14 protein-coding genes, 1 tRNA gene and 2 pseudogenes are annotated in these 17503 nt (G+C 69.7%); 8 read left to right on the top strand and 9 right to left on the bottom strand.

The window, feature by feature from the left end; genetic code table 11:
• Positions 1–21 precede the first annotated feature (21 nt).
• The 5 genes and pseudogenes from ACFCLZ_RS28155 (at position 22) to ACFCLZ_RS28135 (ending at position 5705) form a co-directional block, all read left to right on the top strand.
• A complete protein-coding gene (locus tag ACFCLZ_RS28155) occupies positions 22–1104 on the top strand; it encodes a hypothetical protein (protein ID WP_380280436.1) in 1083 nt (360 codons plus the stop codon).
• 278 nt (positions 1105–1382) lie between these two features.
• Positions 1383–1703 carry a hypothetical protein gene (locus ACFCLZ_RS28150; RefSeq protein WP_380280434.1) on the top strand — a complete coding sequence of 107 codons (321 nt, stop codon included), beginning with the start codon at positions 1383–1385 and terminating at the stop codon, positions 1701–1703.
• Between the two features lie 741 nt (positions 1704–2444).
• Positions 2445–4102: pseudogene (locus ACFCLZ_RS28145) on the top strand (ISAzo13 family transposase).
• 91 nt (positions 4103–4193) lie between these two features.
• Positions 4194–5197: pseudogene (locus ACFCLZ_RS28140) on the top strand (IS5 family transposase).
• 154 nt (positions 5198–5351) lie between these two features.
• Positions 5352–5705 (top strand): hypothetical protein, encoded by a 354-nt coding sequence (locus ACFCLZ_RS28135; RefSeq protein WP_380280433.1) that lies wholly within the window; start codon positions 5352–5354, stop codon positions 5703–5705.
• A gap of 614 nt (positions 5706–6319) precedes the next feature.
• Here the strand turns inward: ACFCLZ_RS28135 and ACFCLZ_RS28130 are convergent.
• Positions 6320–6844 carry a hypothetical protein gene (locus ACFCLZ_RS28130; RefSeq protein WP_380280432.1) on the bottom strand — a complete coding sequence of 175 codons (525 nt, stop codon included), beginning with the start codon at positions 6842–6844 and terminating at the stop codon, positions 6320–6322.
• A gap of 40 nt (positions 6845–6884) precedes the next feature.
• Between ACFCLZ_RS28130 and ACFCLZ_RS28125 the strand changes: the two genes are divergently transcribed.
• Both ACFCLZ_RS28125 and ACFCLZ_RS28120 read left to right on the top strand, forming a co-directional pair.
• The gene (locus ACFCLZ_RS28125; RefSeq protein ID WP_380280430.1) at positions 6885–7250 is read left to right on the top strand and encodes a hypothetical protein; all 366 of its coding nucleotides are present in this window, start codon (positions 6885–6887) and stop codon (positions 7248–7250) included.
• A gap of 403 nt (positions 7251–7653) precedes the next feature.
• Positions 7654–8904 carry a tyrosine-type recombinase/integrase gene (locus tag ACFCLZ_RS28120; RefSeq protein ID WP_380280428.1) on the top strand — a complete coding sequence of 417 codons (1251 nt, stop codon included), beginning with the start codon at positions 7654–7656 and terminating at the stop codon, positions 8902–8904.
• Positions 8905–9292: 388 nt separating this feature from the next.
• On the opposite strand, the gene ACFCLZ_RS28115 is transcribed toward ACFCLZ_RS28120, so the two are convergent.
• The 8 genes from ACFCLZ_RS28115 to ACFCLZ_RS28080 form a co-directional block, all read right to left on the bottom strand.
• Positions 9293–9369: transfer RNA gene (locus tag ACFCLZ_RS28115), tRNA-Pro, on the bottom strand.
• A gap of 135 nt (positions 9370–9504) precedes the next feature.
• A complete protein-coding gene (locus ACFCLZ_RS28110) occupies positions 9505–10866 on the bottom strand; it encodes an MFS transporter (protein ID WP_380280426.1) in 1362 nt (453 codons plus the stop codon).
• 86 nt (positions 10867–10952) lie between these two features.
• A complete protein-coding gene (locus ACFCLZ_RS28105; RefSeq protein WP_380280424.1) occupies positions 10953–11432 on the bottom strand; it encodes a MarR family winged helix-turn-helix transcriptional regulator in 480 nt (159 codons plus the stop codon).
• A 96-nt stretch (positions 11433–11528) separates the two neighbouring features.
• A complete protein-coding gene (locus ACFCLZ_RS28100; protein ID WP_380280422.1) occupies positions 11529–11981 on the bottom strand; it encodes a nitroreductase family deazaflavin-dependent oxidoreductase in 453 nt (150 codons plus the stop codon).
• Between the two features lie 188 nt (positions 11982–12169).
• Complete coding sequence (locus ACFCLZ_RS28095) at positions 12170–12961, bottom strand: DUF1684 domain-containing protein (RefSeq protein WP_380280421.1); 792 nt, start codon at positions 12959–12961, stop codon at positions 12170–12172.
• A gap of 208 nt (positions 12962–13169) precedes the next feature.
• Positions 13170–14030, bottom strand: coding sequence for an acyl-CoA thioesterase II (gene tesB / locus ACFCLZ_RS28090; RefSeq protein ID WP_380280420.1), 861 nt, complete (start codon positions 14028–14030; stop codon positions 13170–13172).
• A gap of 209 nt (positions 14031–14239) precedes the next feature.
• Positions 14240–14926, bottom strand: coding sequence for an alpha-ketoglutarate-dependent dioxygenase AlkB family protein (locus ACFCLZ_RS28085; protein ID WP_380280418.1), 687 nt, complete (start codon positions 14924–14926; stop codon positions 14240–14242).
• A gap of 205 nt (positions 14927–15131) precedes the next feature.
• On the bottom strand, positions 15132–15932 hold the full coding sequence (locus tag ACFCLZ_RS28080) for a transglycosylase family protein (protein WP_380280416.1): 801 nt from the start codon (positions 15930–15932) through the stop codon (positions 15132–15134).
• 623 nt (positions 15933–16555) lie between these two features.
• Here ACFCLZ_RS28080 and ACFCLZ_RS28075 point away from each other — a divergent pair.
• Complete coding sequence (locus ACFCLZ_RS28075) at positions 16556–17437, top strand: hypothetical protein (RefSeq protein ID WP_380280414.1); 882 nt, start codon at positions 16556–16558, stop codon at positions 17435–17437.
• Positions 17438–17503 lie beyond the last annotated feature (66 nt).

Here is a 17503-nt window from a genome sequence, read left to right as displayed (position 1 = left end):
AGAGCACCGGAGGACACCGACATGGCGGACAACAACGAGCCGCTGCTCGACTACGCCATCATCAGCGACCCCTTCCCCCTCTACGCCAAGGCCGACAACAGCACCCCGCCCTCCACCCTCCAGATCGTGGTCTCCAACGGCGGAACCAAGACCGTCTACTGCAGTAGCATCCTCATCTCCTTCCCCATCGGCGACCTCGCCCAGAGCCTCCTCGAGGTCAAATCCGGTGACGCCAGTGCCACGAACTGGACCATCCAGGCCATCGACAAGAACACCGAAGCCGCCCTTCCCGACGGTGACTACGCCACCTTCAAGGCCACTCGCCCCGACGGAAAAGACAAAGGTCCGGTCACAAGCTCTGGAGCCGCCTTCATCTTCCGCAACATGAAGATCAATAACCAAACCGGAACATCTCACGTTCAGATCAGAGAATTCACCAGCACCGACCAGGGGAGCTGGCCGGATAATCCGCGCTTCACCACCCTCCCCCTCGCCAAATTCCCCAGCCCTGACATTCCCCCCGAGCCCGTCCAGGACTTCCACGCGGAATCTGCAGACCAGAAACAAATGGGCCAGGAAGTGGGGTTCGGGGACAAAATCGTCCTCAGATGGCGCGGCCCGAAACTCGAATACAAGATCATCCACGGCCCTGGAGCGAAAGAGGACGCCAAGGTCAACACGGACGACAAAGAGCAGGGTGACGGACGGTTCGACTTCACCTGGAAGGGTGAGATCTACCGCGACACCACGTTCCAGCTCCAGTACGTGATCGCAGACACCACCCACACCCAGACCACCACCGTCAACGTCCGCGACCCCCGGCTCACCGGGCTGACCGTGAAGGGCAACGTTCTGGTCGACCAGGCGAAACTCGAAGTCATCCAGGATGGAAAGATGATCACACTGGATAAGGGCGCCATCTCTTCCGATGGCAAGATCACCAGCAGTGAAGCCGTCTCCGGGGCCAGTCTGTCTGCCGGAACCGGCCCCGTCACCGCCGGGATCCTGACCATCCAAAAGGACGGGGACAGCAAAACTATCGTCACCGCTGATGACATCACAACTCCCACCCTGAGGACACAAAAAGTGGACATGAAGAATTAGTAAGCCAGTCCGACATCGAAAACAGCGCCACTACAGCGCCTTCCCAGCAGCCAATTCTGTCAAACAGCCCAGAATATCGGGAACCGACGCCCCCGGGTGTCTATATACAACGCCCCCCGACCAGCGACCAGCGACCAGCGACCAGCGACCAGCGACCAGCGACCAGCGACCAGCGACCAGCGACCAGCGACCAGCGACCATAAAGCCTACCCGCCGCCCCTGTGGCGCCAAATATCCCGGGTTCCCGCCCTGGGCTCTCGAGAAGGGAATCGATCGACATGACTGAAGCCGACAACGCGGAAATCGTGATCGGAGACTGGACCATCAGCGAGGACAGCAATGGCAACCTGACCTTCCGTAACGAAAGCGGGAAGAGCTTGGCCATTACCCCCCAAGGAGGGCTCGAAGGAAACCTCGAAAATCTGGTGAAATACGACGACAGAGTCCAAATCTACAACCACAACAACTGGGGAAAGCATGCACTAGGGTGGGGCAAGGCGGGAGACACCAGCCACGATGACGACTGGGACACCTGGGCGTACTGGCTCACACCCGGCAATCACAGGAAAGAAACCTCGTACAGTATCGAGAAAAGCTGAGGACCTTTTCGGCAGGTAGGGGGAAATCGGCGGATTAGTGATTCAGCCTTACGTCCATGGTGCACAGGGGCGACAGATCAGCGGGAATATCAGGAGCATCGGCCATCTGGTCATCGCGTGACTGACTTCCGGCAGCACAGGTCAGGTGCGGGCTGCGGCCACCGTGTCCGTATAGAGCTCGGACCAATACAGCGGGCGCCGCGACGTTGTCGCACGTGGCTTTCCGGAAGCCCTGCCGCCAATCCGCTGACGATCTGGGTGACGTGCAGGAGAGCCTAGCGCTCTCCTGCACGTCGAGGTGCTGCAATTCCCCACTCAGGCCCTCGGGGCAGAGCCCTCCCAAACCCTGGCCTGCCCTTCCTGATGGCCCTTGCCGATGAAAGGTTATGGCCATCATCGGAGCAAAGGCATGCGACGCGGGGAACTCGTGCGCTGCATGCATCTCGCTCGGACGGCTGGATTTGCACCGAAGGAACAGTGGGTAGCGATAAGTGCAGCCAATCGGCACAATCCAACAGAAAGCGTGTGAATCATGGCTCCCTTCTCATGGCCAATCAGGTCGCCTCCGGCAACCTTCCGTATCTCGGGAAAACCTCAATCTGGCGCCGGGACCGCTTCTTTGCCGGCGCCTACGGCACTAGTACCAACGCCGTTCAGTTAGGGCCCGCAGAGCATTAACCCGTAGCTTCCGGGTTTTGAGTTCGTTGATGTGGTAAGGGCACTCCGAGTGAGCAACAAGCCATGCTGGCAGCGAAGTTCGAGACGATCCTGCCGCATCTGGATGAGCGGCAGCGCCGTCTGTTGTTGGGCGCAGAGGCGAGGTCGATCGGTCACGGCGGGATCAGGCTGGTCGCCCGGGCCGCCGGAGTCCGTGAGGCGACGGTGTCGTTGGGGGTGGGCGAGCTGGATTCCGGCGATCCGCCGCTGGGCCGGGCGAGGCGGCCGGGCGGTGGCCGCAAGCGGGTCGCCGACCTGGATCCCGGCCTGCGGGACGCGATGCTGGCATTGGTGGAGCCGAACGAGCGTGGGGATCCGATGTCGCCACTGCGGTGGACCTGCAAGTCGACCCGTGCCCTGGCGGTCGAGTTGACCGCCAGGGGACATCGCGTCTCGGCCGACACGGTCGGCGACCTGCTGCGCGAGGAGGGCTTCAGCCCGCAGGCCAACGCCAAGACCATCGAGGGCCGGCAACACCCGGACCGCGACGCCCAGTTCAACTACATCAACGAGCAGGCCAAGGCACACCAGGCCGGCGGCGATCCGGTGATCAGCGTGGACACGAAGAAAAAGGAACTCGTCGGCCCCTACAAGAATGGCGGCCGCGAGTGGGAACGCGCCGGCCAGCCGGTCGAGGTGTCCACCCACGACTTCCCGGACCAGCAACTCGGCAAGGCGATCCCTTACGGCGTCTACGACTTGGCCGCCAACACCGGATGGGTCAGCGTCGGCACCGACCACGACACCGCCGCGTTCGCGGTCGAGTCGATCCGCCGCTGGTGGAAGAGCCGCGGCAGCCTCGACTACCTGGCCGCGTCCCGGCTGCTGATCACCGCCGACGCCGGCGGCTCCAACGGCTACCGCACCCCGCCTGGAAGACGGAACTCGCCGCCCTGGCCCTGGAAACCGGCCTGGAGATCACCGTGTGTCACTTTCCGCCCGCTACTTCGAAGTGGAACAAGGTCGAACATCGGCTGTTCTCGCACATCACGATGAACTGGCGCGGCAGGCCGCTGACCAGCCACGAAGTGGTCGTGAATAGCATCGCCGCGACCACCACCCGCACCGGCCTGACCGTCCACGCCGAACTCGACACCGGCGCCTACCCCACCGGCATGACCGTCGGCGACCGACAGATGGACGCCCTGCCGCTGGACTGGCACACCTGGCACGGTGACTGGAACTACACGCTGCGGCCCGAGTCCTACGCCGAGATCAACGAAGCCCCGGACCCCTTCGACCAGCCCAGCCCCGACCTTGCCTGGCTCCGGCACCCAGCGCTCACCGGGCTCACCGCAGCCGAGTGGGACACCCTGATCACCCGGCTCCTGTCCCTCCATGACGCCCAGCGCGAGGGCCAGCTCGACCTGCGGCGCGGCTGCCGGCCCTGTATCAAGGGCGATGGCACCACCGGCCGCTGCCCGGTCCTCACCCTCGCCGACCGTCTCCTGGCCGTCCTGCTCCACCAGCGACACGGCCTCCCGCAAGTCGCCGTCGCCCGGCTCTTCCAGGTCACGCCCGAAACCGTCAACCGGCGCATCCGCGACGTCCGCCAGCTCCTCCAGACTACCGGGCACACGATCGACCCCACGGGACCCCGGCTTGCCGACCTGGACGCCCTCCACGACCTCGCCGCAGCTCAGGGCATCGCCCTCCTCGCAAAGATCAAAACAGCGAGTTAATGCTCTGCAGGCCCTAGGGCCCGTATCTGGTTGTGATCAATTTGGGTGATTCGCCTGCGTGGGCAGGTCCTGATCCGGTAGACCATGCTGCGTGACGCGAGCGCAACTGTCGGATGCGGAGTGGGAGTTCATCGGGCCGTACTTGCCGATCGGCGAGTACGGCCCGTACCCGGAGCGGCTGCGGCAGCAGTTCGAGGGTGTGATCTGGCGCTTCAGGACGAGCGCGCAGTGGCGGGAGATGCCGCAGGAGTTCGGTGCCTGGTCGACCGTCTCGAACCGCTTCCGTCAGTGGCGTGACGCCGGCGTCTTCGAGGCGCTGCTGGAAGGTGTGATCGCCGAGGCCGCGAAGCGCGGTGAGGTGGACTTGTCCCTGGTCGGCGTGGATTCCACGACTGTCCGAGCCCACCACGATGCCGCTGGGATGCACCTCGACCCCGACACGCTGACCGCCCTGGGGAAGGCCGCCGACGAAGCGGAGAACGCCCGGCAAAAGGGGGCGGCCCGGAAGGACAGGCCGGGCAGGATGCCGTCGACGACGCAGAACGGGAAGAACGGCGACGCATCCGACGGCGGCGCAGACTCCGCCTGAAGGAAGCCCTGCTCGGACGCTCCAGGGGCGGGCAGACCAGCAAGGTCCACGTCGCAGGTGATCGCAAGTGCCGTCCGTTGGCATTCGTCCTGACCGAGGGGCAGGCGGCCGACAGTCCGCAGTTCATCCCCGTGCTGAAGAAGGTCCGTGTCCGTGGGCCCGTCGGCCGCCCCCGCACCCGACCCGACGCGGTCGCCGGGGACAAGGCCTACTCGTCCCGCGGCAACCGCGCCCACCTGCGTGGCCGCCGTATCAAGGCCGTCATCCCGGAGAAGCGGGACCAGGTCGCCCACCGGAAGAAGAAGGGCAGCAGGGGCGGGCGGCCCGTCGGCCACGACGCCGAGCTCTACAAAGAGCGCAACACCGTCGAGCGCCTGATCAACAAGCTGAAGGCCTGGCGAGGCATCGCCACCCGCTGCGACAAAACCCCTGCGAGCTACCTCGCCGGCCTCCACCGTCGCGGCGCGATGATCTGGATCAAGGACCTCACCAGCACCATCCATTGATCACAACCAAATACGCGCCCTAAATCACCGGTATTGCGTCTAGACCAGTGAGCGGCGCCCGGAACGTCACTCGGACGGTTCCGAGTGCGCTGTCGGCTCAGCGGGTAATCATGCATGCAGCCATATGGCAAAACTAGTAGAAAGCGTGCAATTCATGGCAAAGAAGCTACTGCCCGGGAACAACTGGGCTGTCGGAGTCCAAAAGGTCCACGTCGGCGACAAGTTCGCGCCCGACTCTCCGACGCTGGTAGACGAGTCAAGCAAAGGGGTCGAGGGGGTCGAGCTGCTCATCGAGCTCAGTAACGACCTGGCCGTCTTCGATGACGGAAGTCGGCGGTTCATCGCCGTGACGGATAGCCAGGGGAAGATCCCGATGCACGTCATCCAGGTCATCGGGACCGAATCCCAGGACGACCCGCACAAGGGCTACTTCATGCTGACGGCGGCCATGCTGGCCAAGCCGCAGATCGAGGGCGTCACAGGGAGCTTCCACATCGATCAGCCCTGAGCCCAGGGCGGATCCGGCGCCGCCGCGACACACAGCAGCCTCGGCTCCCTGCTGCATCGCGGCGGCCGCTTGGTCTTCGGCTTCGCACTCATGCTCGCCAAATGCATGGCTTGCAGATGGTTGATGCCCTCCTTTGGGCGGGATTGCAGGGGCGGCGACGCCTGGACCAGCCGAGGTGGTCGACAAGCGAGCGGACGACGGGTCAGGGCAGGGAACCGTTCAAGTGGGCCTATCCGATGGCGGAGCCGTCGCGGTTCTGGCCCGGCACATGGCTGCGGCAAGTGTCTGCACGGACCTGAGTAAACTCCGGAGGCAATAGGGTTGGCCACCGCCGTGGTTGGCTCAGGCCCCGGTGACGGTGGCATGGTCGTTGAACACCACGCCAGCGACCTGTCCGAAGCTGTGCTCGACGTAGGCCAGGATGGGGCACAGCAGAGCGACGGACACGACGGCAGTCCTGTAGGTACGGATTCGTGACCCGCTACAGCATCGACCCCGACCGGCAAGGGCGACCTCGCCACCCAAGTGGCCTCCCTCACTGCCGGGGCCGATACCTCCCTCATCCTGGGCCTGGCCCGCGCGCTCAGCCACCTGTCCGACGCCGCCTGGCGCACCTACACCCACCCCGCCAGCGCCGCTGGCTCCCTGGAACCCAACTCCGAGGGCTGGCGTAGCGAACAGGAACGCGGACGCTTCACCGAGGTCCCTGACGCGATCGCCAAGCCGAACCTGCCCAGCGGCGGCTCGATGCTCGTCTCCCACAGCCGCCTGCTCGAAACCCCGACCTCACCAAGGTCGTCCTCGCCGAGGCCGCCACCGAGCTCGCCGCCGTCGAGAACGCCGAGTTCGGCGACCTGGCCGGCCGCGCGCAGCAGGCCGTCCTGCTCAGCCGTGAGGATGCCTCCCCCGTCCAGGTCGCAGCCGCCGACCGACTCCTGGAACAGGACCCCTTCGGCCGGGCCGAGCTGTTCTCCGCGATCGACCCCACCGCGGCCGCCGTCGCCGCGGCGCACTGGCTCGTCGCCGCGGCCGAGGTCATCGCCGACGTCTCCGGACACGACGCCGTCGACGTCGTCCAGGAGGCCGACAACATCGAGGCCCTCCTCCCATGAAACCCCGACCCTCGTCCTCGGACTCATCGACGCCGGCGCCACGCCACACGAAGCCGTCACTGGCCTCGTGCGCCACGCCCTGCGCATCACCGACGGCCTCCTGTCCGACCCCAATGCCCTGCGCGAGCAGCTCGACGACCTGGAGAAGACCCTCGCCGACTACGGCGACGACGCGCCCGACCTCGCCGACGTCGAACTGCGCCTGACCCCACTCGACCCCCAACGGCCGGCCCGCGACCTCCTCGAAGACCTCCTCACCGGCATCCACGCCTGCTGGCTCCTCCACACCGAGTACGACGAACTCGACGACGAAGACCTCGGCGACGCCGAGGACTGGGACGACGAACAGGCCGAACAGCACCAGCGGCGCAGTCGCGAGCGCTTCGCCCAGCTCGTCCGCGAAGCCGCCGCCCACCGCGACCGGCTCATCTGACGACTCCAGTAACGCTATGTGACCAATCTGCGGATGGAGGGGCGCTCGAAGGCCGCACCACACACCCGCCAGGTCAGCCAATCTCAATATCCTGAACATGGCCATCCGTCAAGCGCCTGCAATGCGGGTGCAACCCGCGTAGCCTCTGGGTCACAATCCCAGGCTGGTTACACACGGTAGCGAATCTGGGCGTCCGCACTCCCTTCCGCAGGCAGCCGAACAGCCGAGAAAGGCCAAGCCGAAGCCTCCCGCACGACCGGCGCGGGTTCTCACCGCGAGCCGCAGGTCAGAGGCCTGATTCGGCATTGGTGATCGCATAGTGGTCGCAGACGGCCCTCCCGCCCGTTGCACCGGTAGCCTCCGCGAGCCGATCAAGGATCAACCGCCGTAGGAGGCTGGGGAAGTGCGCAAGTCAGGACGGCCAGGCCGGGTCTACCGCCGCTGCGGGTGCCGAGACGCCGACCGGCGCCAGCTCGGCGCAGCGTGTCCGCGCCTGGCCGAGGAGGGGCACGGTACGTGGACGTTCGCCGTCGACATTCCCTCGCTCAGCGGTCGCCGGCGCACGATACGTCGCGGCGGGTTCGAGGACGACTTCGCCGCCGAGAGCGCGCTGCGGCGTCTCCTCGAAGGCCGGAAGCTGGGCTTCGACGCAGACCCGCACGAGACGGTCGCCGTCTACCTCACCAAGTGGCTCAAGGGCATGGAGTTCCTGCTCAAGCCCACCACCTACGCCCGCTACCGCACCTACGTGCTCTGCGAGTTGATACCCGTCTTCGGCAAGCTGCGCCTGGAGGAGCTCGCCCACGACCACATCTCCGCCTACGCCCACGAGCAGCTCGAAGCCGGCCGCGGACGCCAGGCGGTCTACCACTGCCTCGCCACCCTCTCCAGCGCCCTCGGCACGGCCGTGCGCACCCACCGCCTGCCCTTCAACGCCGCCCAGCCCCTGCCCATGCGCAGGCCCCGCCCCGACGAACGCGTCCCCTGGACCGCGGAGCAGGCCGTCGCCTTCCTCTCCCACTGCCGCAACGTCGACCCCGCCTTCGCCGACCTCTTCGAGGTCATCATCGGCACCGGCCTGCGCAAGGGCGAGGCACTCGGCCTCCAGCGCCCGTGCGTACGGCTCGACGACCGCGTCATGTACATCCGCCACACCCTGTCCGCGGTCGACAACCACGAACTCGTCCTGACCGCGCCGAAGACCAGGAAGAGCCGCAACTGGGTGCCCCTGTCCGAGCGTGTCGCCGCCGCCCTTCAGCGCGCCATGGACCGGAGCACCGCCAGCATCAACGGCCATGTCTTCCAGGGCCCCGACGGCCAGCCCCTCCACCCGGCCGCCGTCCGCCGGCGCTTCCACGAGCTGCGCGAGCAGGCTGGCCTGCCCCACGTCACCATCCACGACCTGCGCCACCTCGCCGCCACCCTCGCCCTGGAGGGCAACGTCTCCATGGCCGTCATCTCCAAGACCCTGCGGCACTCCACGCTGTCGACCACCGCGAACATCTACAGCCACCTGACCTGGGACGTCGCCAGAGCCGCCGTGAACACCATCGAGGCAAGGCTCCACCTCGTCGAAGCCCGCACCCGGCACGACCCGGACGCCCCCGCCCACGACGTCGGCCTGCCGAACCCGCTGTTCAGCCACGCGGCCTGACGGCCCCACCGCTGCGGGCGGCCCGGCGCTCCTGGCCGCTCCGGCCACCAGGGCCGACAAGCAGCCGGGATTCCCGGCTCAGAGCTGACACCCGATAAACGTGCGGCCCGTCGAAGCAGATGACGCCGCAGGTTCTGTCGGCATGCCTATTTCCCGCGATTCCTGGCCCATTTCCGCGCCGAAGAGGCGACCGGTCCGCGATCGACGGCACGCGGGTTCCCGGATGAATGAACAGATGCCCCGTCACGACCAGGCCGGAGGGGCCAGGCCTGCGGAAACGTGCTCAGCGAGGCGATGTGAACGGGCGTTCACGACCACATTGCGACCACCAAAGGAAAAAGCCACTCCTATCGCTTTGATAGAAGTGACTTCCGACCTGCAGAAATGCTGGTCGGGACGACAGGATTTGAACCTGCGACCCCTTGACCCCCAGTCAAGTGCGCTACCAAGCTGCGCCACGTCCCGTGGTCTCGTGGCCCTGGGCGGAGCCTGGGGGGCTCTGCTTCGGGTTTCTCGACCTTGTCGGCCGGTTGTCCCGGCGACGAGGAAAACAATACAGCACGTCGGGGGGTGCTCGCTGCAGGGTTGTGGGGGTGGGGGTCAGGGGGTGGGGTGGCGGGCGTCGTAGCGGAGGAAGGCGGGGCGGCGGGCGGCGAGGAGGAGGATGGCGGCGACGCAGGCGAGGCCTCCGGTGACGACGGAGACGGTCGGGTTGGTGAGGGAGGCGACGGCGCCGGACTCGAAGTCGCCGAGGCGGGGGCCGCCGGCGACGATCACGATGAAGACGCCCTGGAGGCGGCCGCGCATCTCGTCCGGGGCGGCGACCTGCATCATCGTGTTGCGGAAGATCATGCTGATGGTGTCGGCGCAGCCGGCGGCGGCGAGCAGGAGGAGGCCGAGCCAGAGGTTGCGGACCAGGCCGAAGGCGGCGATGGCGAGGCCCCAGGCGATCACGGCGGCCAGGACGGCGGCGCCCTGGCGGTGGATGCGGCCGACCCAGCCGGAGAAGAGGGCGCCGGCCAGGGCGCCGACGGCGGGGGCGGCGGCGAGCAGGCCGACGGTGCGGGCGTCGCCGCCGTAGAAGGTGACGGCGAGGGCCGGGAAGAGGGCGCGCGGCATGCCGAAGATCATGGCGGCCAGGTCGGCGAGGAAGCTGGTGCGGAGGTTGGGCTGCTCGCGCAGGAAGCGGAGGCCGTCGAGGACGGAGGCCCGGCCCTTGCGCTCGCCGAGCGGGCGCATGGTGGGCAGGCGCCACATCGCGTAGAGGGTGGCGCCGAAGGCGACGGTGTCGACGAGGTAGGCGGCCTGGACGCCGTAGGCGCCGATGAGGACGCCGCCGAGCATGGGGCCGACGGTGAGGCCGAGGTTCATGCTGACGGTGTTGAGGGCGTTGGCGGCGGGGAGTTGGTGAGCGGGGACGAGGCGCGGGATCATCGCCGAGCGGGCGGGGGAGGCGAGCGCGAAGAAGGCGGCCTGGAGGGCGACGGCGGCGTAGAGGATCGCGACGAGGCCGAGGCCGGCGAGCGCCTGGGCGGCCAGGACGGCGGAGACGGCGGCGAGGCCGGCCGCGCCTATCAGGCCGAGGCGGCGGCGGTCGGCGGTGTCGGCGATGGCGCCGCCGTAGAGGCCGAAGGCGACCAGCGGGACGAGGGAGAAGAGGCCGACCAGGCCGGTGGCGAAGGTGGAGCCGGTCAGGTCGTAGACCTGGACGGAGACGGCGACGGCCGTCATCTGCTGGCCGACCGAGGAGACGGACTGGCCGAACCAGACCCGGCGGTAGTCGGCGTGGTCGCGCAGCGGGCTCAGGTCGGCGAAGGCGCCGCGGGCGAGCCGCCGGTACCGGGCCGAGGAGGAGGGAGGGGGGAGAGAGGAGGAAGGGGAGGAGGCGGCGGGGAGGGCGTCGGAGGGGGCGGGCGGTGAGTCCCCGTCGGCTGCGGAATTGGCAGGATGATTGGTCGACACAGTCCCCCATCGTCGCCCCGCCCGCCCGCGCCGACGACACCGGGGTGGGGTGGCCACGGTGGCGCGCCCGGCCGGCGCGCCCGGCGTCAGCGCGGGCCGACGTTCTCCAGGATCCGGTCCAGGAGCGTAGCGAGCTGGGCGACCTCCTGGTCGCTGAGGCCCTCGAGCATGTCCTGCTGGCTGCGGACCGCGACGGAGGAGATCCGGTTGTACAACTCCTCGCCGCCGGGCGCGATCTCCACGGTCGCCGCCCGGCGGTCGGCGCCGGTGCGCTTGCGGACGACCAGGCCGCGCCGCTCCATCGACTCCAGGTGACGGGAGAGCGTCGGGCCCTCGATGCTCAGGTACTGGGCGAGCACGCGCTGGATCATCGGACCCTCCAGCTTCAGGGCGGCGAGCACCGTCCAGGCCGCGAAGGTCGCGCCGGACTCGGCGAGTCGCTCCTCGAAGAACGCCCGGCAGGACTTCGCGGTCAGGTGCAGCTTCGGCGCGACGCTGCTCCGCAGCCACATCGGGCCGGCGTCCGCCTCGGCGGCGACCTGTTCTGCGCTCGGCCGGCCGGGCATCCGAATCTCCTATCGTCACGAAACCCCCGCGTGCAGCGTATCGCCGCCCGGTGTCGTGACCAGCCCCGGGCAACGGCAGGAAGCGGGGGGGTCGAATCAGAGCGGGACGACGCGGAACACCGGGATGTCGCGCGCGGCCCGCTCGAAGCTCTCCGGGCGCTTGTCCGGCACCACCCCGTTCTTCACGAAGATGCCCGCGCCCATCGGGACCTGGGTCGGGAACTGTCGGACGATCGGCCCGCGCTCGTGCGGCGGCACCTCCACCAACTGGACCCGCTGCGCCTTGCGTCCGCGGAGCAGCACCCCCTCCCCCGCCGCCCGGACGTTCTTCACCCAGTCCGACCCGGGGAACGCCTGCAGGATGTACAGCGCGCCGTCGACCTTCACCGGGGCGACCGGATTGGTGTACTCCCGGCCGGACTTGCGGCCCTTGACCTTCAGCAGTCGCATCGGGCCGACCGGCAGGCCGACCCCGTGGAAGACCTCCAGCATCTTGTTGCCGAACCTCTGGAACCCGGTGACCCGGACGCGGGCGGTGGTGGTGGACATGAGCGGCGCTCCTCCCTGGGGAACACTAGAACATAGATAGCTTGCTACTTAGTTAGAGTGGCAGGCTCCCCCGGGGCTGTCAACGAAAACCCCCGCCGGTACCGGAAGGTACCGACGGGGGTGGTGTCGCGGGTGTGGCGCGTAACGCCCGGTGGCCCGTGGCCGGTCGGCCGGCCGGCCGGCCCGTGCTACCGGGTGAGGACCTGCTTCTCGCCCGCCTCCACCGCGAAGTCCAGCCGGTTGCCGGGCGGCGGGAACGGGCAGATGAAGTGGTCCGCGAAGGCGCACGGCGGCAGGTAGGCGCGGTTCAGGTCCAGCACCGTCCGGCCGTCGGCGTCCGGCGCGGGCAGCGTGATGAAGCGGAACCGGTAGGTGTCCCGGCCGCTGGTGGCGTCGGCGATCACGCCGCTCAGGCCGGTGGCCGAGCCGCTGACCGTCAGCGTGCGGTGCTCGCCGGCGACGGTGAACTCGATCCGCCCGGTGACGGCCAGCGGGCGCTCCTTGCCGTCGGCGTTCGGGACGACGACCGACTGCGCCTGCTCGTCCTCGAACGGGGTGAAGACCGCGGGGACGGCCCACTCCGGCGCGTAGGGATAGGCGGAGATCCCGGCGAACGCGGCCCGCCGGGGCGACTCCGGGTCGAGAACCCGCAGCGCCAGCTCACCCTCGCGCTCGATCGGCACCAGCAGCACCTCGCCCAGCGAGGCGGTGTCCGCCGCCGGGTCGGTGTCCGGACGCAGCAGCACCTCACCGTCGACGGGAGCGGCCGAGCCCGCGACGGCGAGGCCGTCGGACGCCGCCGCGCGGACCCGGACGCCCTCCGCGTCGGCCCACCAGACCCCGGGCAGACCGGGGATCTCCGTGGGCCCGGGCTCCAGCCAGTACGTGCCGGTGAGCGCCAGCTGACCGTGCGGGGCGCTGACCGTCGCAGCCCGCCGATCGCTCCAGTGCTTCCATTCCTCCGCGGCCGTCGCCGTCATCGGCTCGCCCTCCCACAGTGCTCCAGGGCCCGCCGGGCGGGCCGTCCGTACTCCGTCACTCCATCGAACATCCGACACCCGGCCCGGGCATCCCCCGCGCCGGATCATGTCGTACGACCGTCACACCGCTCAACGCTCCGGTCACACCGCTCGATGTCTCAGTCATACCGCGCAACACACCGGTCACACCCGTTCCACCATCCGCCCCTCAGCCCTTGATCCGGCGGAACAGGCCTTCCTGCACCACCGAGACCACCAGCTGACCGCTGCGGTCGAAGATCTCCCCGCGCGCCAGGCCCCGGGCGCCGTGGGCGATCGGGGACTCCTGCTGGTAGAGCAGCCAGTCGTCGGCCCGGAACGGCCGGTGGAACCACATCGCGTGGTCGAGCGAGGCCATGTCGAAGTGGCGGGTGCCCCAGAGCGGCTCCACGGGGGCGCGGACGGCGTCCAGCAGGGTCATGTCGCTCGCGTAGGTGAGCGCGCAGACGTGGATCAGCGGGTCGTCGGGCAGCGCGCCGTTGGTCCGTAGCCAGACGCCGCTGCGCGCCTCGACTCCGTCGAGCTCCTCGGTGCTCCAGCGCAGCCGGTCGACGTAGCGGATGTCGAAGGGCTGGCGCCGGCTGATGAACGGGGGCAGCTCGCCGAGCCGGGAGCCGACCTCGTCCAGCGCGCTGGGCAGCGTCTCGGGGGCCGGCACCGCGGGCATCGGGAACTGGTGCTCGATGCTGTCCGGCTCCGGGGCGTGGAAGTCGGCGGTCAGCGCGAAGATCGACCGACCGCCCTGGATCGCCAGCACCCGGCGGGTGGTGAACGAACGGCCGTCGCGCAGCCGGTCCACCTGGTAGACGATCGGCACACCCGGCACGCCGGGGCGCAGGAAGTAGGCGTGCAGCGAGTGGACCGGCCGGTCACCGTCCACGGTGCGCCCCGCCGCGACCAGCGCCTGACCGGCGACCTGCCCGCCGAACGTGCGCTGCAGCGCCTCCTCGGGGCTGCGCCCGCGGAAGATGTTCAGCTCGATCTGCTCGAGGTCCAGCAGCGCGACGAGATCGTCGACCGGGGTACCCATGGAACACGTCCTCTCCGGGCCGCCGCCCGGCCGGAGGTCTTCCGCCCGGCTGCCGCAACCCGTTCTCTCGAATTCTCCAGCTCAATCGAATTCCTCAGCGAGCCGGGGCATTCCCCGCCGGGGGGCCACAGGCGCCGATTCACTCGAACGAGGTCGAACACGGAGCGCCGAAGCGCACCGCACACCGGCAAGTGCACGGCAGGGCGCGTTCAGAGCCCCGACTGCCGCACGGTGATGTTGAGCCGCCCGGTCAGCCCCAGCGCCGGGTCCGCCGTCCCCGGCAGGGTCCGGGTCACGCCGTGGTACGCGAACCGGGCCGGACCGCCGAACACCAAAAGGTCCCCGCTGCGCAGTTCCAGATCGGTCCACGGCCTGGTCCTGGTCTCGGTGTTGCCGAGCCGGAAGACGCAGGAGTCGCCGAGCGACAGCGAGACCACCGGGGCGTCCGTCCGCTCGTCGCGGTCCTGGTGCAGGCCCATCCGCGCGCCGTGCGGGTAGTGGTTGACGATCGCGATGTCCGGCGCGTAGCCGGCCGCGCCCGCGACCTCGCCGGCGGCCGCACCGTACGCCTCGGCCACCGCCCGCCGGGCGAGCCCGCCGAGTTCGGGCGGGAACGGCTTGACCGGCGCGCCGTCCTCGGCGGTGCGGGAGTAGCCGTAGGGGTACCAGTGCCACCCCAGGCCGACCATCCGTACGGACATCAGCCCGCCGGTGGGCATCCGGACGGCGTGCATCCCGGCAGGCGGGCGGGCCCACGCGCGACAGGCGGCGACCAGCCGCAGCTGCGCCGCCGGGTCCAGCCAGCCCGGGAGCAGCACGGCGCCGGGCGCCGGCTCCGAGCGCCCGCGCCCGGGGGCGGCGTCGTGGGAGCCGCCGAACAACTCGCCCTGGGTCACTCCCCCATCCTCGCGCACCCCTCCGACAGCGGCCCCGGGCCCGACCCGACAACAACCCGGGGCCCGATAACCGCCGATCGTCCGGCAACCGCCGACGGTCCGGCAACCGCCCGGGCCCGACGACCGCCCCGGCCCCGGAGCGGCCCGCACGCCGACGGCCGCCTCCCCGCGGTGCGGCGGGAAGGCGGCCGATGAACCGGTCGGATCAGACGGCGAGGGTCTGGCCCGGGAAGATCAGGTTCGGGTTGGCACCGATGACCTTGGCGTTCTGGTTGTACAGGTCGTGCCAGTCGACGCCCTGCGCGGCGGCGATGGTGCTCAGGGTGTCGCCGGCCTTGACGGTGTAGGAGCCGTTGGCCTGCTTGGCGTCCTTCGCGGCCCAGCCCTTGCCCGACGGCGCGGCGTTGTCGGCCTTCGGCGCGGCGGCGGCCTTCGGGGCGACGGCAGCCTTCGGGGCGGCGACGGCCTTGGGGGCCTCCGCGGCCTTCGGGGCGGCCTTCGGAGCCTCGGCGGCCTTCGGCGCGGCCGGCTTCGGGGTGGCGGCCGGGGCGGCCGGCTTCGCGGCGGGGGCGGTGGTCGCCGACGCGGAGGTGTCGACCGCGGCCGGGGCGCCGCCCTTGGTCAGACCGGCCTTGACGGAGCAGACGGGCCAGGCGCCCGGGCCCTGCGAGGCGAGGACCTTCTCGGCGACCGAGATCTGCTGCGCCTTGGTGGCCAGGTTGGCCTGCGGGGCGTAGGCGGTGCCGCCGAAGGCGGCCCAGGTGCTGGAGGTGAACTGCAGACCGCCGTAGAAACCGTTGCCGGTGTTGATGGCCCAGTTGCCGCCGCTCTCGCACTGGGCGACGGCGTCCCAGGTCGAGACGGAGGCGGCGGAGGCCGAGGTGGCCGTGACGAGGCCGGCCACCGGCAGGGCCGCGACAGCGGCGCCCGCCACGACAGCCATCCGGACGCGGTTGCGCTTGGTGGCGGCGGTGGTGGCAGCGGCGGTCTCGTTACGGAAGGTCATGGGGTTCCTCTCGACAGCCCCGGGCGGGCATGCGGAACCAAGCCCTGGAAGAGGACTGGAATCGCTCGCCGCGTCCGTCGGGCGGCCGGAGACGTGTCGGACGTCCCGCGCCGCCCCTGGCCACCCGCCACGCACCGGCGACCTGTTCGAGCGGTCGCATCGGCGGGCACGGCCGGCACCGGCGAACCGGCGGGCTGTGCGTCGGGGGTGAACCCGGGTGGTGCTCGTTGCACCGCCAAAGAAGCTACGAGTCGGCTGCCGGGGAGCCAAACACATTCGCGTCTGCCCAGCTCAGCAGGGCATTACCGACGGTAACCTCCTGGCATTCATGCCCTAAATGTCCGTTTTAGGCCTCCTTTCCTAGATCAAACATCCACGGGCCGTGGCTCACCTCACACTTCCATTTCGGCAGTCCCGCCACCGAGATCGACACATTGCGATGCCACCGGCACCCTCCGCGATCGAATCCGAGGCAATTCCCGTCACCCCGGCCCCCCACCCGTGACCCCTGCCACAAGGGCCCGTTGGAAAGGGCGGCCGGGCAGCACCCGCCGCCGGCTCGAACAGACCCGGCCCTTTGCCCACCCCTTTCGACCCCCGACACCGCACCGAGGAGACACCCAGTGCCGCGCATGCTCGACGTCAGCGACGAGGTCCGTTCCGAGATCGGCGACGACGAGGCCGACCGCCTGCTCGGCGGCGCCCACGCGCCCGACAGCTACGAGTGCACCTCCTGCCGCACCCCCGGCGACGCGTTCCAGGAGCCCACCAGCACCGTGCTGTTCGTCGGCGAGGAGACGGCGGTGCTGGCCTTCGCGCACGCCCGCTGCATCCCCTCCCAGGTGGTCCCGGTCTCCGAGGAGCAGCTGGCCGGCGCCGTCCGCAGCATCAGCCAGTCCCAGGACGCCCCGGCGGCCGGACCGGACGCCGCCGCCACCCACCCGCAGCCTCCGGTGCCGGCCCCCGTCCCTGCCCCCGCACCGGCGCCGGACGCTGCCTCCGCCCCGGCCGCCGCTCGGCCCGGCGCGCCCGGCCAGGCCGCGATTCTCGGCATCACCTGCGGGCTGGTCCTGCACGGCGACGCCGGCCACGCCTCCCTGGTCGTCGAGCCGACCGGGCCGGTCGGCCGACCGGGCAACACCACCGGCGAGGACGAGTTCCTCGACCTGCTCCAGGACGCGGGCTTCCAGCCGGTCACCGACCTCGACAAGACGCCGGACCAACTGCCCGGCTGGTCCGTGCTGGTCGCGATGGGCAAGCTGCACGCGATCCTCCAGCCCGCGGCGGCCGGGGGCAGCACCGGCTGGTGGCAGGCCCACCAGCCGCTCCAGGTGACCGACGCCTGGCGGTTCGCCGCCAACCAGCTCGGCGAGGTCACCATGTACGCCGTCCCGGCCGGGACGGTGGGCCGGCAGCCGCGCGAGGACCTGCTGCGCCAGGCGCTGGAGCGGGCGGTGGCGCTGGGCCAGGTGGTCGCCGCCTCCCTCCCGCTCGCCGGCACCTGAGCCGCGAGCCGGCCGGCCGCGAGCCCCACCTCCGCCGCGGGGCCGCCTTCCGGCCGGCCCCGCGGC

The organism is Kitasatospora purpeofusca, from assembly GCF_042691725.1.
Taxonomy (GTDB): domain Bacteria; phylum Actinomycetota; class Actinomycetes; order Streptomycetales; family Streptomycetaceae; genus Kitasatospora; species Kitasatospora purpeofusca_B.
This window is presented reverse-complemented; position numbering and strand designations above follow the sequence as displayed.

Coding starts and splice junctions, on each gene's coding strand:
- ACFCLZ_RS28155 (WP_380280436.1), top strand. CDS start 22: ATGGCGGACAACAACGAGCCGCTGCTCGACTACGCCATCATCAGCGAC.
- ACFCLZ_RS28150 (WP_380280434.1), top strand. CDS start 1,383: ATGACTGAAGCCGACAACGCGGAAATCGTGATCGGAGACTGGACCATC.
- ACFCLZ_RS28135 (WP_380280433.1), top strand. CDS start 5,352: ATGGCAAAGAAGCTACTGCCCGGGAACAACTGGGCTGTCGGAGTCCAA.
- ACFCLZ_RS28130 (WP_380280432.1), bottom strand. CDS start 6,844: ATGAGTCCGAGGACGAGGGTCGGGGTTTCATGGGAGGAGGGCCTCGAT.
- ACFCLZ_RS28105 (WP_380280424.1), bottom strand. CDS start 11,432: ATGCCCGGCCGGCCGAGCGCAGAACAGGTCGCCGCCGAGGCGGACGCC.
- ACFCLZ_RS28100 (WP_380280422.1), bottom strand. CDS start 11,981: ATGTCCACCACCACCGCCCGCGTCCGGGTCACCGGGTTCCAGAGGTTC.
- ACFCLZ_RS28095 (WP_380280421.1), bottom strand. CDS start 12,961: ATGACGGCGACGGCCGCGGAGGAATGGAAGCACTGGAGCGATCGGCGG.
- tesB (WP_380280420.1), bottom strand. CDS start 14,030: ATGGGTACCCCGGTCGACGATCTCGTCGCGCTGCTGGACCTCGAGCAG.
- ACFCLZ_RS28080 (WP_380280416.1), bottom strand. CDS start 15,932: ATGACCTTCCGTAACGAGACCGCCGCTGCCACCACCGCCGCCACCAAG.